General features: G+C 33.4%; 15 protein-coding genes. 12 read left to right on the top strand and 3 right to left on the bottom strand.

From position 1 onward, the window contains the following. Positions 1-83 precede the first annotated feature (83 nt). The gene (locus FH036_RS24685; protein WP_000719755.1) at positions 84-1115 is read left to right on the top strand and encodes an oxidoreductase; all 1032 of its coding nucleotides are present in this window, start codon (positions 84-86) and stop codon (positions 1113-1115) included. 59 nt (positions 1116-1174) lie between these two features. On the opposite strand, the gene FH036_RS24680 is transcribed toward FH036_RS24685, so the two are convergent. Then, positions 1175-1618 carry a VOC family protein gene (locus FH036_RS24680; protein ID WP_000171335.1) on the bottom strand — a complete coding sequence of 148 codons (444 nt, stop codon included), beginning with the start codon at positions 1616-1618 and terminating at the stop codon, positions 1175-1177. An 82-nt stretch (positions 1619-1700) separates the two neighbouring features. Here FH036_RS24680 and FH036_RS24675 point away from each other — a divergent pair, with 82 nt between their 5' ends. Beyond that, positions 1701-2645 (top strand): helix-turn-helix transcriptional regulator, encoded by a 945-nt coding sequence (locus FH036_RS24675; RefSeq protein WP_000750576.1) that lies wholly within the window; start codon positions 1701-1703, stop codon positions 2643-2645. A 93-nt stretch (positions 2646-2738) separates the two neighbouring features. Here FH036_RS24675 and FH036_RS24670 read toward each other — a convergent pair whose 3' ends face one another. Then, complete coding sequence (locus tag FH036_RS24670) at positions 2739-3341, bottom strand: TetR/AcrR family transcriptional regulator (protein ID WP_240458524.1); 603 nt, start codon at positions 3339-3341, stop codon at positions 2739-2741. A gap of 155 nt (positions 3342-3496) precedes the next feature. Here FH036_RS24670 and FH036_RS24665 point away from each other — a divergent pair, with 155 nt between their 5' ends. From FH036_RS24665 to FH036_RS24620, 10 genes are all read left to right on the top strand, one after another. Then, a complete protein-coding gene (locus FH036_RS24665; protein ID WP_000626608.1) occupies positions 3497-4390 on the top strand; it encodes an ABC transporter ATP-binding protein in 894 nt (297 codons plus the stop codon). Beyond that, positions 4383-5189: an ABC transporter permease subunit gene (locus FH036_RS24660; protein ID WP_001041431.1), complete on the top strand. Its 807-nt coding sequence runs from the start codon at positions 4383-4385 to the stop codon at positions 5187-5189. The genes FH036_RS24665 and FH036_RS24660 overlap by 8 nt, the downstream gene beginning before the upstream one ends. Positions 5190-5381: 192 nt before the next feature. Then, positions 5382-5915 carry a sigma-70 family RNA polymerase sigma factor gene (locus FH036_RS24655; RefSeq protein ID WP_044793395.1) on the top strand — a complete coding sequence of 178 codons (534 nt, stop codon included), beginning with the start codon at positions 5382-5384 and terminating at the stop codon, positions 5913-5915. A 12-nt stretch (positions 5916-5927) separates the two neighbouring features. Further along, positions 5928-6926, top strand: a complete 999-nt coding sequence (locus FH036_RS24650) for an anti-sigma factor (RefSeq protein ID WP_070806667.1) — start codon at positions 5928-5930, stop codon at positions 6924-6926. Between the two features lie 17 nt (positions 6927-6943). Then, positions 6944-7981 carry an LCP family protein gene (locus tag FH036_RS24645; RefSeq protein WP_070806666.1) on the top strand — a complete coding sequence of 346 codons (1038 nt, stop codon included), beginning with the start codon at positions 6944-6946 and terminating at the stop codon, positions 7979-7981. A 205-nt stretch (positions 7982-8186) separates the two neighbouring features. Beyond that, positions 8187-9449 (top strand): dicarboxylate/amino acid:cation symporter, encoded by a 1263-nt coding sequence (locus FH036_RS24640; protein ID WP_001220191.1) that lies wholly within the window; start codon positions 8187-8189, stop codon positions 9447-9449. Between the two features lie 347 nt (positions 9450-9796). After that, positions 9797-11509: a peptide ABC transporter substrate-binding protein gene (locus FH036_RS24635; protein ID WP_000727525.1), complete on the top strand. Its 1713-nt coding sequence runs from the start codon at positions 9797-9799 to the stop codon at positions 11507-11509. Between the two features lie 376 nt (positions 11510-11885). Continuing rightward, on the top strand, positions 11886-13592 hold the full coding sequence (locus FH036_RS24630) for a peptide ABC transporter substrate-binding protein (protein WP_070806664.1): 1707 nt from the start codon (positions 11886-11888) through the stop codon (positions 13590-13592). A 303-nt stretch (positions 13593-13895) separates the two neighbouring features. Next, complete coding sequence (locus tag FH036_RS24625) at positions 13896-15602, top strand: peptide ABC transporter substrate-binding protein (RefSeq protein WP_044793388.1); 1707 nt, start codon at positions 13896-13898, stop codon at positions 15600-15602. 112 nt (positions 15603-15714) lie between these two features. Beyond that, positions 15715-16434: a class I SAM-dependent methyltransferase gene (locus FH036_RS24620; protein WP_139896353.1), complete on the top strand. Its 720-nt coding sequence runs from the start codon at positions 15715-15717 to the stop codon at positions 16432-16434. A gap of 41 nt (positions 16435-16475) precedes the next feature. Here the strand turns inward: FH036_RS24620 and FH036_RS24615 are convergent, their stop codons facing one another. Next, positions 16476-16871 (bottom strand): hypothetical protein, encoded by a 396-nt coding sequence (locus FH036_RS24615; protein ID WP_042875367.1) that lies wholly within the window; start codon positions 16869-16871, stop codon positions 16476-16478. Between the last annotated feature and the right edge of the window lie 80 nt (positions 16872-16951).

Here is a 16951-nt window from a genome sequence, read left to right as displayed (position 1 = left end):
GAGATTCCTTTTCGGTAGTTGGCATTTGACTTGGTTCGCCAACGATTTATAGATTTTTATAAGAATTTTAAACCAGGGGCAACATGAAAAAAATAGGTGTAGGGATTGTAGGGTTTGGATTTTCTAGTACAACATTTCACATCCCATTATTACAAACGATAGAAGAATACGATATTCGTGCCGTATTATCTTCAAAAGAAGAGGTAGTAAAAGAAACATTACCGAATGCTAACGTCGTGAGTACAATTGATGAATTGGTGAAGCGAGCTGATATTGACTTAGTTGTTATTACTTCACCAAATACAACTCATTTTCCATATGTAAAAGAAGCAATATTAAACGGTAAGCATGTTGTTGTAGAGAAACCATTTGTTGTTTCAATTGAAGAAGGAGAAGAGCTTATTTCATTAGCAGAGCAGCATAATGTGGTATTAAGTGTATATCATAACCGCCGTTTTGATAATGATTTCTTAACGATAAAGAAATTATTAGAAGAGGATAGAATAGGGAATGTATACGCATATGAGGCGCATTTCGATCGCTTCCGTCCACATGTACGTGATCGATGGAGAGAAAAGAACTTACCAGGATCAGGTATATTATATGACTTAGGCTCGCATTTAATTGACCAAGCATTATCATTATTTGGGAAACCAAATGCAATCAGTGCAGATGTAATCAAACAACGACCAGGTGCAGAAATTGATGATTATTTCCACATAGTACTTCATTACGGAGTTAAACGTGTCATTTTACGTAGTAGCAGTTATGTGAAAAAAGCCGGTCCACACTTTACACTGCATGGAGATAAAGGTTCTATCGTGAAATACGGTATGGATTCACAGGAAGAACAATTAAAAAATGGAATGAAGCCAGGCGATAACGGTTATGGAGTAGACGCTGAAGAGAATTTTGTTACTCTAGAAACAGAAGAAGAGTCAGTACGTATTCCAACAGAAGTCGGCTGTTATGACATGTACTATAACGGTGTAAGAGATAGCATTATAAATGGTGAAAAACCACCTGTAACAGCGCAAGAAGGTTTAGAAGTAATCAAGCTGATTCAATTAGCGGTTGAAAGTAGTGAAACGGGTAGAGTCATTTCTATAAAATAAAAAGACACGAATTTCGTGTCTTTTTTATTAGGAATATGTGAATATGATTAATTAATTAATTAGTTTAGTCGTTTATCATACATTAATTGGATTTGTATGCCATAAGGATCTTCAATAATCCCGTATGCTTCACTAAATACATTTTTTTTCAGCGGAGAGATTATTTTCACATGCTTATCGGAAATTAAATTATTATAAAATCTTTGTATTTCTTCTAGATTAGCGCTTTGAATGCAAAGTGACATGTTATTTCCAACGTTATAACGTTCATTAGGATTCATTGTATCTTCTGCTATCATTAGCTTTGTATTCCCAATTTGTAAAACAGAGTGAGCAATATGATCTTTATTTTCACTTGTAATTTTGAAAGAACGATCTCTTTTCGCCAGTTCTTCATACGTAACCATCATTAACTTTTTGGCTTCTAAATTACGTGTATAAAAATGAATTGCCTCCTTTGCTTGCCCATTCATTGAGAGAAAAATAGCTATTTCTAATGTCATAAATTCACAACTCCTTTATTCGTTAATAATTATAATATAGACTAAAAAGGTTTCAATACATGACACCTTTCGGGAGGGGAATATGAAAAAAACGGAACGAATAAATGATATGCTTATTTTCTTAAATAATAAAAGATATTTTAATTTAAAAGATTTAATGGTTAGATATGATATTTCTAAAAGTACAGCTTTACGAGATATTCAATCATTGGAAGAAATAGGTGTACCAATATATTCTGAACTAGGTAGAAATGGAAGTTATAAAATTATAGAAAATAGTATATTATCTCCAATTTATTTTAGTGTGGATGAAATGTATGCGTTATACTTTTCAATTCTTACACTAAATGGATACAAGACAAAACCATTTAATATAGAAAGTATTGCGCTTGAAAATAAATTTAAACATGTCTTACCTGATAATGTGCGTAAAAATATTTCAATTATGGAACGAACGCTTTCTTTTGAAGTAACAAATCATAGTAATTTTAGTCCGTTCTTAAAAGAAATTTTGCAGGGGATTTTTGCTGAGCGAGTTTATTATGTAACATATTTAAAAAAAGATGAGGAGAAAGTATTGGTCGCACAATTTATTCGAATAGAATCTAAATTTGGCCAGTGGTATGCTAAAATCTTTAATTTTGAGACAAATCATGTTCAAATAATTAGATGTGATAAAATTCTTTCTATTGTGGAAACAAGCAATACGAATTCAAAAAATCTTGAAGAACTATTAAGTTATCTTACAAACTTTCACAGAAAACCTGATGCAATTGATTTTAGTGTCATTGTTAATCAAAAAGGAAAAGATATTTTTGATAAAGAGAATTATCCTTCCATGAGGATACAAAAAGAAAATGAAAATTATAGTATAACAGGCTATTTTAACAAGCAAGAAGTTGAGTTTATTTCAAGTTATTTTCTAAATTTCGGTGAAACGATTATTTCAATTCAGCCTGTGATGCTAAAAGAGTTAATCTATAATAAGGTATTATCTTTAAAGCAGCATTTAACTTCTTTAAGATAAAGTTAGTTTTAGTTATTTTTGACATGAAAAAGCCCTTGAGATTTAAAATATCCAAAGGGCTTTTTTTGTGATGTTATTTTTTCTATAGAAACATTATTTTGTTGGGACGGATAGTCCATAAAAGAACATCGTAACGATATCTTGTATATGTTTTTCGCGATCTCCTTCAAGAAGCTTGGCTCCAAAATCATCGCCTAATTTAGTAAACATTTGAATGTATAGCAACATCATTTCTTTAGTAAGGTGAGGGTTAATTTCATTTTTTTGCTGTGCTTGTTCTAATATTTCTAAATACCAAGGCAAGATTTTTTCGTTTTGATAACTATAAATAAACTCTCGGAGAATTTCATCTCTTTGCATCATTTGTAGCAACATGTCAGGCTGAAATAATCCGCCAGTATTCATTTTTCTTACAATCATTTTTTGCATCATATCATGAAAAGGTAATTTCTCTTCAGCAAGCTCTTTATAATATTGAAATTCAGATGTTATAAATTCTTGTATAAGTTCTCTAAATAACGCGTCTTTACTTCCGAAATGATTATAAATGGTAACTTGAGAAACGTTTGCTTCTTTTGCAATATGTTCTATTTTCACTTCATTAAATCCACGTTCTGAAAATAATAAGAAGGCTGCCTCTTTTATGGCACGTTTTTTCTTTTCTTTCACTTTTTCAAAGCCGTTCAATGCAATCACCTCAATTAAAATATACAAGAAAAAATAATGGAAAACAATATTTTTGAAATATGGACATATAAATATTTCAAAAAGTTGTTGCGAATATGAAAGATGAGGAGTACAATAATTTTGAAATATCACAAGTGAAATATTTCAAAAAATGAGGTGGAATTATGATTTCAGTTCAAAATGTTACAAAACAGTTTTCAAATGGAAAAGGCTTGTTTCATATTACATTTGAAGTGAAAGAAGGAGAAGTATTCGGTTACTTAGGACCAAATGGTGCCGGGAAATCCACAACGATTCGTAATTTAATGGGATTTATAAAACCGACAGCTGGAAAATCTTCCATTTTCGGATTAGATTGTTGGAATGATGCCGCGAAGATTCAAAGGGAAGTTGGTTATTTACCAGGAGAAATTTCTTTTATTGACGGAATGAATGGATTAGAATTTTTAAAGTTAATGCAAGGAATGCGTGGTTTAAAGGATACGAAAAAACGAGATGAATTAATAGAACGTCTACAATTCGATGTGAAAACACCGATTCGAAAAATGTCTAAAGGAATGAAACAAAAAGTAGGGATTGTTGCTGCTTTTATGCATGATCCAGAAGTGTTAATTTTGGATGAACCGACTTCAGGACTCGATCCACTTATGCAGCAAGTGTTTATAGATTTAATAGTAGAGGAAAAGCAAAGAGGGAAAACAATTCTTATGTCGTCGCATATTTTTACTGAAATTGAACGTACATGTGACCGAGTAGCGATTATTAAAGATGGTCGCCTTGTAACGGTTGAAAATATTCATGATTTACAAAGTATGAGACGACAAGTGATAGATGTAACCGTATCATCAGAGGAAGAGATTGAATCTCTCGCGCAATGTAATTTGCAATTTGAAGCGGTAAAAGGCAGAGAGGCATCTATCATTGTACAAGGAAACTATCAAGCTGTTTTACAAATACTTTCAAACTATAATGTAACGGCACTTCAAACGAGAGCGATGGATTTAGAACATTTATTTATGCATTATTACGATAAGAAAGAAGGGATAACGCATGAATAAGCAATTGTTTTTAGCTAGTTTGAAAGAAACACAAAAAAGTATTTTGAGTTATGCGTCTGGTGCGGCTTTATATTTGTGGTTATTAATTTGGATATTCCCGTCAATGGTATCAGCGAAAGGGCTAAATGAATTAATAGCTGCCATGCCTGATAGTGTGAAAAAAATCGTTGGTATGGAAAGTCCGATTCAAAACGTAATGGATTTTTTAGCTGGTGAATACTATAGTCTATTGTTTATTATCATTTTAACAATTTTTTGCGTAACAGTTGCGACACATTTAATTGCTCGTCATGTAGATAAAGGAGCAATGGCATACTTGCTAGCAACACCTGTATCTAGAGTGCAAATTGCGATTACACAAGCTGCTGTTCTCATATTGGGACTTCTGATTATTGTATCTGTTACGTATGTAGCTGGGTTAGTAGGTGCAGAATGGTTTTTACAAGATAATAACTTAAATAAAGAATTATTTTTGAAGATAAATGTAGTCGGAGGGCTCATATTTTTAGTCGTTAGTGCTTATTCATTTTTCTTTTCTTGTATATGTAATGACGAAAGAAAAGCACTAAGTTATTCAGCGAGTTTAACTATCTTATTTTTCGTATTAGATATGGTAGGGAAGTTAAGTGATAAGTTAGAATGGATGAAAAACCTATCATTATTTACGCTGTTTCGTCCGAAAGAAATTGCTGAAGGAACGTATAATATATGGCCGGTAAGTATAGGTTTAACTGCTGGAGCGCTTTGTATTTTTATCGTAGCGGTTGTAGTGTTTAAGAAGAGGGATTTACCGTTATAAAGTAGAAAGTCCACTGAGAAAGTGGGCTTTTTTTATTTGTAAATTTAAACTAGTATGTTTATTGCATACTTATAAAGGATATTTATCTTTTTAATTACAAAAATATTCAAAAAAGTGAACCTTTTTCTAGGCTCATCCGTCTAATACATGTAAAGTTAAATTTGAAGTGAGGATGAAACAGGAGGAGCAATTGTGAAAGTAATCCCTTTATATAAAATGATTGTAAAAGAAGAAACCGATGTTTCTTTAGCGAAAAAAGGTGATCATGAAGCGTTTATGGCGCTTATACATACGGAAAAAATGAAGATGTATCGCATTGCAAAGGCTATGTTACGTGATGAGACAAATATAGAGGATGCGATACAAACAACAATTTTAAAAGCCTATGAAAATATAAAAAAATTAAAGAAAGAAGAGTTTTTTCAAACTTGGTTAATTCGAATTTTAATGAATGAATGTAACAACATTATTAGAACGTATAAAAAGATAATTGTGACAGAAGAGAATGATTACAATATGAGTGCGTGCGATCAGTATGAAGATATAGATTTGTGTAATGCGATTCAATCGTTACATGAAGAGTTAAGAGCTGTTACGGTGCTTTATTATTATGAAGATATGAATCAAGAGAGTATAGCAAAGCTTTTAGAAGTACCAAAAGGAACAGTGAAATCGAGATTGGCACGTGCGAGGGAACAACTACAGAAACGATTAAAGATGGAATAGGGGGTGCAAAGGATGGATGATGAAAAATTATTTGATGAGAAATTAAAAAAGAGAATAAACGAAGAGAATGTAATAGTGCCGCCAGAGTTAAATGAAAAGATTAATCGTACACTACATAATCTTCCGGTAAAAAAGAAAGGTTACAGAGTTTATATGATGGTTATAAGTGCTGCTGTCCTAGTGCTCTCAATTGTGTCTATGTCGGAGTTTTCTGATCAAATTTTTGCTCAAAACGGCGGAGTGTTTGAATATGTAAAGAAAAAGGCATTTTCTGATTATGAAAATGAAGAGGAAATAAAATCAAATGTAAATTATCCAGATAAGGAAAAGATTCATGAAAAGATGCTTGATTCCATTGATCATTTTAATAATATTTCAGGACAATTTGAGGAATATTCTAGTTCGTCAAGAATTGCTACAACATACAAATATGCGATTGATACGGAGCAACAAAGAGGAATCTCTTCAAAAGAAGACAAGCTAACGAAAAAACGAACCATTATATATAACGAGGGCAAGAAAAAAGAATTTGATGATGAGAAGTATACGTACAAAGAAACAAAATGGAGCCCGAAAGAAAGAAACTATGAACTATTAAAATTAAATCCTACGGGAAGGTTATTGAGAAAATCAGGTGAGAAAAAAAGATATGATGATGAATATGTGGGATTCGCGAAGTATAGTATTCAATCCGAATTTGCTGATCTATTAATTCGATATAAAGATTGGAATTATAAAGAAACGAAGTATCTGGGACTGGATTGCTACAAAATAGAAGGGACAATAAATATAGAAATGCCTGTAAGTACATCTGAAGATTTAAGAGGGAAGTTTGAAATGGTTGTAGAGAAAAATACAGGGATTATGCTAAAATTCCTTAGTTTCCACGAAGGTATGATTCAATATTCGATTACAACAGAATGGATACAAATAAACAAAGGATTGAAAGAGAATACATTTCAAAAGGATAGCGCTAAGTATGAAAAATTGAAAAATATATTAGATGAATAGAAAACGGAGGGAACGATATGGAGAATACCTCTTCTTCAAGAGAGAAGAAAAATAAACGAAAATATAAGAAGACAATGATAATCAGTGTACTGTTAGTAGTATTACTATTTGGCGGAGTTGGATATGGTACTTATATATATATGAAAACTTCTAATCTCGTACAAAAATCTAGTTTGAATTTAGCACGTGGTGAAAAATCGAATTTACGTGAGGAAACTGTAAAACCGATTACGAATAATGTTTCACTTTTAATTATGGGAATTGATGAAAATCAAGAACGACAAAAGGAGTATAATGGTGCATTTCATACAGATGCACTACTGTTAGCTACTTTTAATAAAGATGATAAGACTGTGAAATTAACGAGTATACCACGTGATACATACACATATGTTCCGGTTGAAAAGAAAAAAGATAAAATAACGCATGCATATGGAAGTGGTTTCGTTAAAAATGGTAAAGATGGAGGGCCGCAAGCTTCAGTGGAAGCGGTAGAAAAGTTATTACAAGTGCCTGTTGATTATTTTGTAAAGTTTAATTTTAATTCATTTACTAAAATTGTTGATGGGTTAGATGGGATTGAAGTAGATGTCCCAGTTGAATTTACGGAGCAAAATAGTAAAGATGAACCTGAGGCGATTCATTTGAAAAAAGGACTACAAAAATTAACAGGGGAAGAAGCACTTGCCTTAGCAAGAACGCGTCATATTGATAGTGATGCAATGAGAGGGCAGCGCCAACAACTTGTTATGGAAGCGGTTTTAAGTAAATTAAAAAGTGTAGGATCGATTACGAAGCTAGAAAAAATAGTCGAGGCGGTTGAAGGTGATTTTAAAACAAATTTAGCAATGGATGATATTTTATCTTTTTATAAATACGGTTTAAATTGTTCGATTGAAAAAATTCAATTAGCAGGTGATGATTTATACTTACCTAATGGTCCAAATGGGCAACGTGTATATTATTATAATCCTAATAAAAAAGATTTGCAGAGTTTGAGTAATATGCTTAGAACACATTTAGGATTAAGTGAAAAACAGATTGAGGAGAATTAAAGCAGACGTAATGTCTGCTTTTTTATTATGTTAAATAGTATGTCGTTTATATATAAATGTTATATACTATTTTCAAATTTAAGATAATAGTGTAACATAAAATTGTGGTTTAAGTGAAATAACAGGGGGGCTATTACATAGAATATATCATTAGCAATTATTGAAATAGTATGGGAGAAATGAAAGAAACAGGGGAGTATCAAAAATGAGAATCATAAAGAATTTAACATTTCAAGTTATTGTGGCCATTATTTGTGGTATTGCAGTAGGGGCAATTTGGCCGAGTGTTGGACAAGAGATGAAGCCAATTGGTGAAACGTTCATCAATATGATTAAAATGGTTATTGCACCGATTATCTTTTTAACAATTGTGCTTGGTATTGCAAGTATGGGAAGTATGAAAAAGGTAGGTCGTGTTGGTGGGAAGGCATTATTATATTTTGAAATTGTTACAACTGCGGCTTTAATTATTGGTATCATCGTAGCGAATGTTGTACGTCCCGGAGATGGATTAGATCCCTCAAAGCTAAAGGGCGGAGATGTTTCACAATATGTACAAAGCGGGCAAGAAATGAAGTGGGTGGATTTCTTTTTACATATTGTGCCGTCTAACATGTTTGAAGCATTTGCAAAAGGTGATATTTTACAAGTGCTGTTCTTCTCCATTTTATTCGGTGCAGGGTTAACGATGTTAGGGAAAAATGGACAACCGGTAATCGACTTTTTTGAAAGATTATCGAAAGTATTTTTTAACATTTTATCAATTGTAATGAAATTAGCACCGGTTGGAGCATTCGGTGGAATGGCATTTACAATTGGAAAATATGGTTTAAGTACACTTATTCCACTTGGTAAATTAATGATTTGTGTATATGCAACAATGGCATTATTTGTTTTTATTGTTTTAAATTTCATTTGTAAATTTTATAAATTTAGTTTGTGGAAATATTTAGCGCATATTAAAGAAGAATTACTTATTGTTCTTGGGACATCATCATCAGAATCAGTATTACCGCGAATGATGACAAAGATGGAAGACTTCGGATGTTCGAAGCCGGTAGTAGGTTTAGTCATTCCGACGGGGTACTCTTTTAATTTAGATGGAACAACAATTTATTTATCGATGGCCACTATATTTTTAGCACAAGTCTTTCACGTCGATCTTTCACTAGGTCAACAATTAACTATAATAGCTATTTTATTAGTTACATCTAAAGGAGCAGCGGCAGTAACAGGCGGGGGATTTATTGTATTAGCCTCTACTTTGTCAGCAATGAATGTTATCCCACTAGAAGGGTTAGCGCTATTACTTGGTGTAGATCGTTTCATGTCAGAAGCACGTGCTATCGTTAATTTAATTGGTAATGGCATTGCGACTGTAGTTGTTGCAAAAAGTGAAAATGAATTTGATGAAGAGAAGTATACGAGAGTAATAGAGGAAATGAAAAAAGAGAAAATGGCCGGATAAAAAGTCAGCTTTGCTGACTTTTTTATTTTTGTAGAAAAGAGGTTTGTTATGATATACATTATTTATTAACAATAATTTACAGGTGATTTATAGTGGAGGGATATAAAGACTATTAAATCAATACTTAAGATTCAATGAGGTATAGTGTTTCGAAAGATTATAGGATTTTTATAAATATTACTGTAAAAAAATAATTTTTTAAAAATTTTCAATAATAACACTTTACAAAACTCAAAAAATTAGTAGAATAATAGTTAATAAGAATCTTCTGATAAATATATAAAGAAAAACAGAATTATCAGAAAATTCTTAAATGAGAGCGTTAAGAATTAGGGAGGGTACAGAAAGTGAAAAAGAAAAAAATGAAAAAACTAACAGCAGTTGTAGCACCAGTTTTAGCAATGAGTATGGCATTAACAGCATGTTCTACATCAGGTGGAGATAAGAAGACAAGCACAAATTCTAGCTCTGGCGGAGATAGCAAATCAGAAGAAAAATTAGCAGCGAAACAAGTGCTAAACCGTACAGAAACAAATGAGATTCCAACAATGGATACTTCTAAAAATACAGATACATTAGGTTCTCAAATTTTAGGGAACACAATGGAAGGTTTATATCGATTAGATAAAGATAACAAACCAATCCCAGCTGCTGCAGAATCAAGCACGAAGAGTGAGGATGGTAAAAAATATACATTTAAACTACGTAAAGATGCAAAATGGTCAAATGGTGATCCTGTAACAGCAAAAGATTTCGTATATGCATGGCAACGTCTATTAGATCCAAAAACAGCTGCAGAGTATGCATTTATCGCATTCCCAATTAAAAATGCAGAAGCTGTTAATAAAGGTGAAAAACCTGTAACGGAACTAGGAGTAAAGGCAGTAGACGATCTTACTCTAGAAGTTGAATTAGAACAAGCAGTACCATATTTCTTAAACTTAGTAGCATTCCCATCGTACTATCCGTTAAATGAGAAATTTGTAACAGAAAAAGGGGACAAATATGGTTTAGAGTCTGATACGACAGTATATAACGGACCATTCGTACTTACTGATTGGAAACATGAACAAGGCTGGAAACTGAAGAAAAACGATCAATATTGGGATAAAAAGACTGTAAAACTAGATGAAATTAACTATAGTGTAGTAAAAGAAGTAGCTACAAGAGTAAATTTATATGATACAAATGCAATTGATTTTGCACTTCTATCAGGAGAATTCGTTGATAAGTATAGAAATAATAAAGAAGAGTTTGGCACATACTCACAAGTAAGTACATTCTTCTTACGTATGAACCAAAAACGTGGCGGACAAGATACACCATTAAAGAGCCAAAAATTACGTGAAGCAATCGCACTTTCAATCGACAAAAAGAATTTAGCAAATGTTATTTTAAATGACGGATCTAAACCTGCGGACTTCTTAGTACCAAAAGGATTAGCAACTGGACCAGACGGTAAAGACTTCCAAGAAACATTTAAAAATGGTATTAAACCAGATGCGAAAAAAGCAGCTGCTGCATGGGATGAAGCGAAAAAAGAGCTTGGAAAAGACCAAGTTACAATTGAGCTATTAAACTATGACACTGGTAATGCGAAAAAAGTTGGGGAATATGTAAAAGATCAAATTGAGAAAAACTTAAAAGGTGTAACTGTTAATATTAAACTTCAACCATTCAAACAAAAACTGAAATTAGAAACAGAGCAAGATTATGATTTATCATATGCTGGTTGGGGACCTGACTACGCTGACCCAATGACATTCTTAGATATGTTCCAGTCTAATCATTCTCATAACCAAATGAGCTTCGCTGATCCTAAGTATGATGATATGATCAAAAAAGCTGGCGGAGAATTAATGGGTGATGCGAAGAAACGTTGGGAAGAGCTAGGAAAAGCTGAGAAATTACTTCTTGAGCAAGATGTAGCACTTGTACCTTTATACCAACGTGGTGATGCATACGTTCAAAAACCAAATGCAAAAGGCATCGTTCACCATAACATTAGCCCAGAGTATAGCTTCAAGTGGGCGTACATGACTGAAAAAGATGGAAAATAATTTTTAAGCAGTGAGGCTATATTTAAGTGGATGTATATAGGTTTCTTAGCTTATTTTGTAGTGAGAATCTCATTGTCCACTATAGAAAGATAAAATGATAGAGCATTCTAAAAGTAGACTATTTACTTTTGGAATGCTCTTTTATTATGAGAATACATGCGAATAAATAGATGGATGTAGGAAAGAACTTGTATCGTGATAATTGTAAAGAGTGCTCGTTACTATCACAAAAAAATAATTTTTAGAATATTTTAAAAATAACTTTACAAAAATAGAAAAGTTAGTAGAATATTAATTAATAAGAATTTTCTGATAACTAGTTATTAGAAAATCTCTCAAAATGAGTTTCGTACATATAATTGGGGAGGGTACAAAAATGAAGAAAAAGATGAAGAAGTTCACGGCAGTTGTAGCGCCAGTTTTAGCGATGAGTGTGGCGTTGACAGCTTGTTCTGGATCTGGTGGGGAGAAGAAATCAACTACGACGTCTAGTGGTGGTGGGGAAGAGAAAAAGTCTGAAATTAAATACGCAGCAAAACAAGTGTTAAATCGTACAGAGAATCAAGAGATTCCGACGATGGATGTTTCAAAATCTACCGATACATTAGGTTCTCAAATTTTAGGGAACACGATGGAAGGTTTATATCGATTAGATAAAGATAATAAGCCGATCCCAGCTGCAGCAGAATCTAGTACGAAAAGCGAGGATGGCAAAAAATATACATTTAAACTACGTAAAGATGCCAAATGGTCAAACGGTGATCCAGTAACAGCGAAAGATTTCGTATACGCATGGCAGCGATTACTTGATAAAAATACAGCGGCAGAATATGCGTTTATCGCTTACTATATTAAAAACGCAGAGGCAATTAATAAAGGTGAAAAGCCACTAACAGATTTAGGGGCAAAAGCGGTAGATGATTATACGCTAGAAGTAGAATTAGAAAAACCAGTGCCGTATTTCTTGAATTTAATGGCATTCCCATCGTACTATCCTTTAAATGAAAAGTTCGTAAAAGAAAAAGGAGATAAGTTCGGTTTAGAAGCAGATACAACGTTGTATAACGGACCGTTCGTTATGGCTTCATGGAAACATGAACAAGGATGGCAGCTAAAGAAAAATGATAAGTACTGGGATAATAAAACTGTGAAATTAGAAGAAATTAACTATAGTGTAGTAAAAGAAGTTGCGACGAAAGTAAACTTATATGATACAGGATCAATTGATTTCACGCTATTATCAGGGGAGTTCGTTGATAAATATAAATCGAATAAAGAAGAGTATGGTGAATATTCAGAAGCAAGTACATTCTTCTTACGTTTAAATCAAAAACGTAATGGACAAGATACACCGTTAAAGAGTAAAAAACTACGTGAAGCAATCGCATTATCAATTGATAAAAAAGGTTTAGCAAACGTTATTTTAAATAACGGTTCAAAAGCAACAGATCAATTAGTACCAAAAGGGCTTGCGACAGGACCAGACGGTAAAGATTACCAAGATACTTTTAAAAATGGTCTGAAATATGATCCGAAAAAAGGTGCAGCAGCTTGGGAAGCAGCTAAAAAAGAACTTGGAAAAGATCAAGTGACAATTGAATTACTAAGCTATGATGATGGAACAGCGAAAAAAATTGCTGACTATTTTAAAGATCAAATTGAGAAAAACTTAAAAGGTGTAACGGTTAATACGAAAATTCAGCCGTTCAAACAAAAATTAAAATTAGAATCAGCACAAGATTATGAAATTTCATTTGCTGGTTGGAGCCCAGATTATTCGGATCCAATGACATTTATTGATATGTTCGAATCGAAGAGCCCATATAACCAAATGAGTTATTCGAATCCGAAATATGATGAAATGGTGAAAAAAGCAGGTAATGAGTTAATGTCTGATGCGAAGAAACGTTGGGAAACGTTAGGTAAAGCAGAAAAATTATTACTTGAAGAAGATGCAGGGATGGTACCTTTATATCAAACAGGTAGAGCATATGTAATGAAACCGAATGTAAAAGGTATTGTGAAACATAACATTAGTCCAGAGTATAGCTTTAAGTGGGCTTATGTAACGGAAGGTAAATAATAAAAAGAAAAATGAGCGTTTAAAAAATATATTATTTATTTTTTTAGACGCTCTTTTACTATTCAATTAAATTTAAATAAATAGAGAAGAATAAGAAAAGTGGTACTTACATATAGTAGATGTGGGAGAATTCGTATAGTAATAGTTATTATGGTTGTTAGATTAATTATTCGGAATATTCATAAAACACTTTACAAATCAGGATAAATTAGTAGAATGATAATTAGTAAGAATTTTCTAAAAATAAACGAAAGAAAGTCTCTCGAAGTTAGTTTCGTACATATAATTGGGGAGGGTACAAAAATGAAGAAAAAGATGAAAAAGTTCACAGCAGTTGTAGCACCAGTTTTAGCAATGAGTATGGCTTTAACAGCATGTTCTTCTGGATCTGGTGGGGAGAAGAAACCGACTACAACGTCTAATAATGGTGGGGAAGAGAAGAAATCTGATATTAAATATGCGGCAAAGCAAGTGCTAAATCGTACAGAAACGAATGAAATTCCGACGATGGATACTTCCAAAAATACAGATACACTTGGATCACAAATTTTAGGAAATACAATGGAAGGTTTATATCGCTTGGATAAAGATAATAAGCCAATCCCAGCTGTAGCGGAATCTAGCACAAAAAGCGAGGATGGCAAAAAATATACATTTAAATTACGGAAAGATGCAAAATGGTCAAACGGTGATCCTGTAACAGCGAAAGATTTCGTATTTGCATGGCAACGGCTAGTAGATCCAAAAACAGCTGCTGAGTATGCATTTATTGCTTACTATCTTAAAAATGCAGAAGCGATTAATCAAGGGAAAGCAGAAGTTTCTACATTAGGTGTAAAAGCGGTAGATGATTATACGCTTGAAGTAGAACTAGAAAGACCAGTACCATATTTCTTGAACTTAATGGCATTTGCGTCATACTATCCATTAAATGAAAAGTTCGTGAAAGAAAAAGGGAATAAATTTGGTTTAGAGTCTGATACAACACTTTATAATGGTCCATTTGTGCTTACTGATTGGAAGCATGAGCAAGGCTGGAAATTAAAGAAAAATGAGCAGTATTGGGACAAAAAGACTGTGAAGCTAGAAGAAATCAATTATAGTGTAGTAAAAGAACCAGCTACTAGAGTGAACTTATATGATACAGGTGCGATTGATTTCGCGCTTTTATCAGGTGAATTTGTTGATAAGTATAGAAATAATAAAGAAGAGTTTGGCGCATATTCGGAAACAAGTACGTTTTACTTACGTCTAAATCAAAAACGTGGTGGGCAAGATACACCGTTAAAGAGCAAAAAACTACGTGAAGCAATTGCATTATCTATTGATAAGAAAGCTTTAACGAATGTTATTTTAAATGATGGTTCAAAACCAGTGGATTACTTAGTACCAAAAGGTTTAGCGAGTGGACCTGACGGTAAAGATTTTGCAGAAACGTTCAAGAATGGTTTAAAACAAGACTCCAAAAAGGCAGCGGCAGCCTGGGAAGAAGCGAAAAAAGAACTTGGAAAAGATCAAGTCACGATTGAACTGTTAAATTATGATACTGGTAATGCGAAAAAAGTTGGGGAGTATGTAAAAGATCAAGTTGAAAAGAATTTAAAAGGTGTGACAGTAAATATTAAGCTACAACCATTTAAGCAAAAACTAAAATTAGAATCAGACCAAGATTATGATTTTTCATATGGTGGCTGGAATCCAGATTATGCGGATCCAATGACATATCTTGATATGTTTGAAACAAAAAATTCGCAGAACCAGATGAGTTACTCAAATTCAAAATATGACGATATCATTAATAAGAGTAAGACAGAATGGATGGCTGATGCAAAAAAACGTTGGACAGAGTTAGGGAAGGCAGAGAAATTGTTACTTGAGGATGATGTAGCGCTTGTGCCTTTATATCAAAGTGCTAAATCTTATGTGATGAAACCAAATGTAAAGGGAATTGTGAAACATAATATTAGTCCGGAATATAGCTTCAAATGGGCATATATTGAAGAGAAATAAAAAAGATAAAAGCATTTTCAAGTTGCGGTATAGCACTTGGAAATGCTTTTTTACGTGCACGATTTATTGATGGGTGAATATATGTATTATAGAAAATTTAAAGGAGAATCCCATGAAACGAAACACATACATCGATTTCCTAGCTTATTACGGAATAGGGAGTGCTCATCCTGGTGGTTTTACGTTAACAAAACAATTGTTAGCACAACTCCCTTTTAGACATGGAGCGAATGTCCTAGAGATAGGTTGTGGCACGGGAAAAACCGCAGCATATATGGCGAGGAATTTTGGATATAAAGTAACAGCGGTGGAAAAGAATGAAATTATGATTCAAAAGGCGAAAGATAGATGGTCGTTTGAGGGAATAGATATTCAATTAATTGAAGGAAGTGTAGAGCAATTACCTTGTTTACATGATTCATTTGAGTTCGTACTCGGAGAATCGATACTCGCTTTTACAGAAAAAGAAAAGGTTATTTCAGAGTGCTATCGTGTATTACAGAAAGACGGTAAGCTTGTTGTCATTGAAATGATTATTGATAGGCACATTGATAAGGGAGAGGAAGAAAAAATCGCTCAATTATACGGGATGAAAGAACTATTAACTGAGAGCGAGTGGGTACAATTATTTCAGAAAGCAAATTTTCGGCGGGTTACTATTGCTGGCGGTGGTACAATTGCAGAAACAATCTCTAGCTATATAGAAGAGCCAGAATGGAATGTATCACAATTTATTCCGAATGAGTTATATGAGGCATGGGTGCAACATGAAAATGTACGACTTATGTATCAACATATTTTAGGTCATCGTATTTTTATATGTGAAAAATAAAGAAAAAGAGTTGGCTAAAGATAGTCAACTCTTTACTTATGTTAAATGAAAAATAATGCAGCTAATGTAATTCCGAAGATGAAACCAAATCCGAGTTCAACACCCCAGCCACAACCGCCGCCACCCCAGCCGCCGCAACCACAATTACTGCAACCACGACCGCCACATCCACAGCCGCTGAATCCACCACCACAACCAAATCCGCAACTATCACATCTGCTAAGGCCGCCGCAAAGGTCGCAACCACCATTTGCATAAGCGTCATAGTATCCGAATCCTGAATCAAAAGATGAGCGCTGTTGCACCGGTTCAATCCATACAGAGCTTTGTGTCACATCGATTATTTTACCTAAATGTATACGGCCATCACGGTCTTCAATCCGAACAACTTTTCCGAAGTAACGTCGGCACGTATCATAACATTTTTGTCTATGCATATTCATTCCTCCTTCCCCATTACAGTAATACGATATGTAAGGGGGACAAGTGCGGCTTGTACGAATGCCCTAACTATCAT

The sequence above is a fragment of the Bacillus sp. CD3-5 genome, assembly GCF_006349665.1.
In the GTDB taxonomy this organism is placed as follows: Bacteria; Bacillota; Bacilli; order Bacillales; family Bacillaceae_G; genus Bacillus_A; species Bacillus_A paranthracis.
This window is presented reverse-complemented; position numbering and strand designations above follow the sequence as displayed.

Excerpts from the sequence above, each read along its gene's own strand:
- FH036_RS24660 (WP_001041431.1), top strand. The coding sequence starts at position 4,383 with ATGAATAAGCAATTGTTTTTAGCTAGTTTGAAAGAAACACAAAAAAGT.
- FH036_RS24615 (WP_042875367.1), bottom strand. The coding sequence starts at position 16,871 with ATGCATAGACAAAAATGTTATGATACGTGCCGACGTTACTTCGGAAAA.
- FH036_RS24640 (WP_001220191.1), top strand. The coding sequence starts at position 8,187 with ATGAGAATCATAAAGAATTTAACATTTCAAGTTATTGTGGCCATTATT.
- FH036_RS24665 (WP_000626608.1), top strand. The coding sequence starts at position 3,497 with ATGATTTCAGTTCAAAATGTTACAAAACAGTTTTCAAATGGAAAAGGC.
- FH036_RS24625 (WP_044793388.1), top strand. The coding sequence starts at position 13,896 with ATGAAGAAAAAGATGAAAAAGTTCACAGCAGTTGTAGCACCAGTTTTA.
- FH036_RS24680 (WP_000171335.1), bottom strand. The coding sequence starts at position 1,618 with ATGACATTAGAAATAGCTATTTTTCTCTCAATGAATGGGCAAGCAAAG.
- FH036_RS24650 (WP_070806667.1), top strand. The coding sequence starts at position 5,928 with ATGGATGATGAAAAATTATTTGATGAGAAATTAAAAAAGAGAATAAAC.
- FH036_RS24620 (WP_139896353.1), top strand. The coding sequence starts at position 15,715 with ATGAAACGAAACACATACATCGATTTCCTAGCTTATTACGGAATAGGG.
- FH036_RS24675 (WP_000750576.1), top strand. The coding sequence starts at position 1,701 with ATGAAAAAAACGGAACGAATAAATGATATGCTTATTTTCTTAAATAAT.
- FH036_RS24685 (WP_000719755.1), top strand. The coding sequence starts at position 84 with ATGAAAAAAATAGGTGTAGGGATTGTAGGGTTTGGATTTTCTAGTACA.
- FH036_RS24630 (WP_070806664.1), top strand. The coding sequence starts at position 11,886 with ATGAAGAAAAAGATGAAGAAGTTCACGGCAGTTGTAGCGCCAGTTTTA.
- FH036_RS24645 (WP_070806666.1), top strand. The coding sequence starts at position 6,944 with ATGGAGAATACCTCTTCTTCAAGAGAGAAGAAAAATAAACGAAAATAT.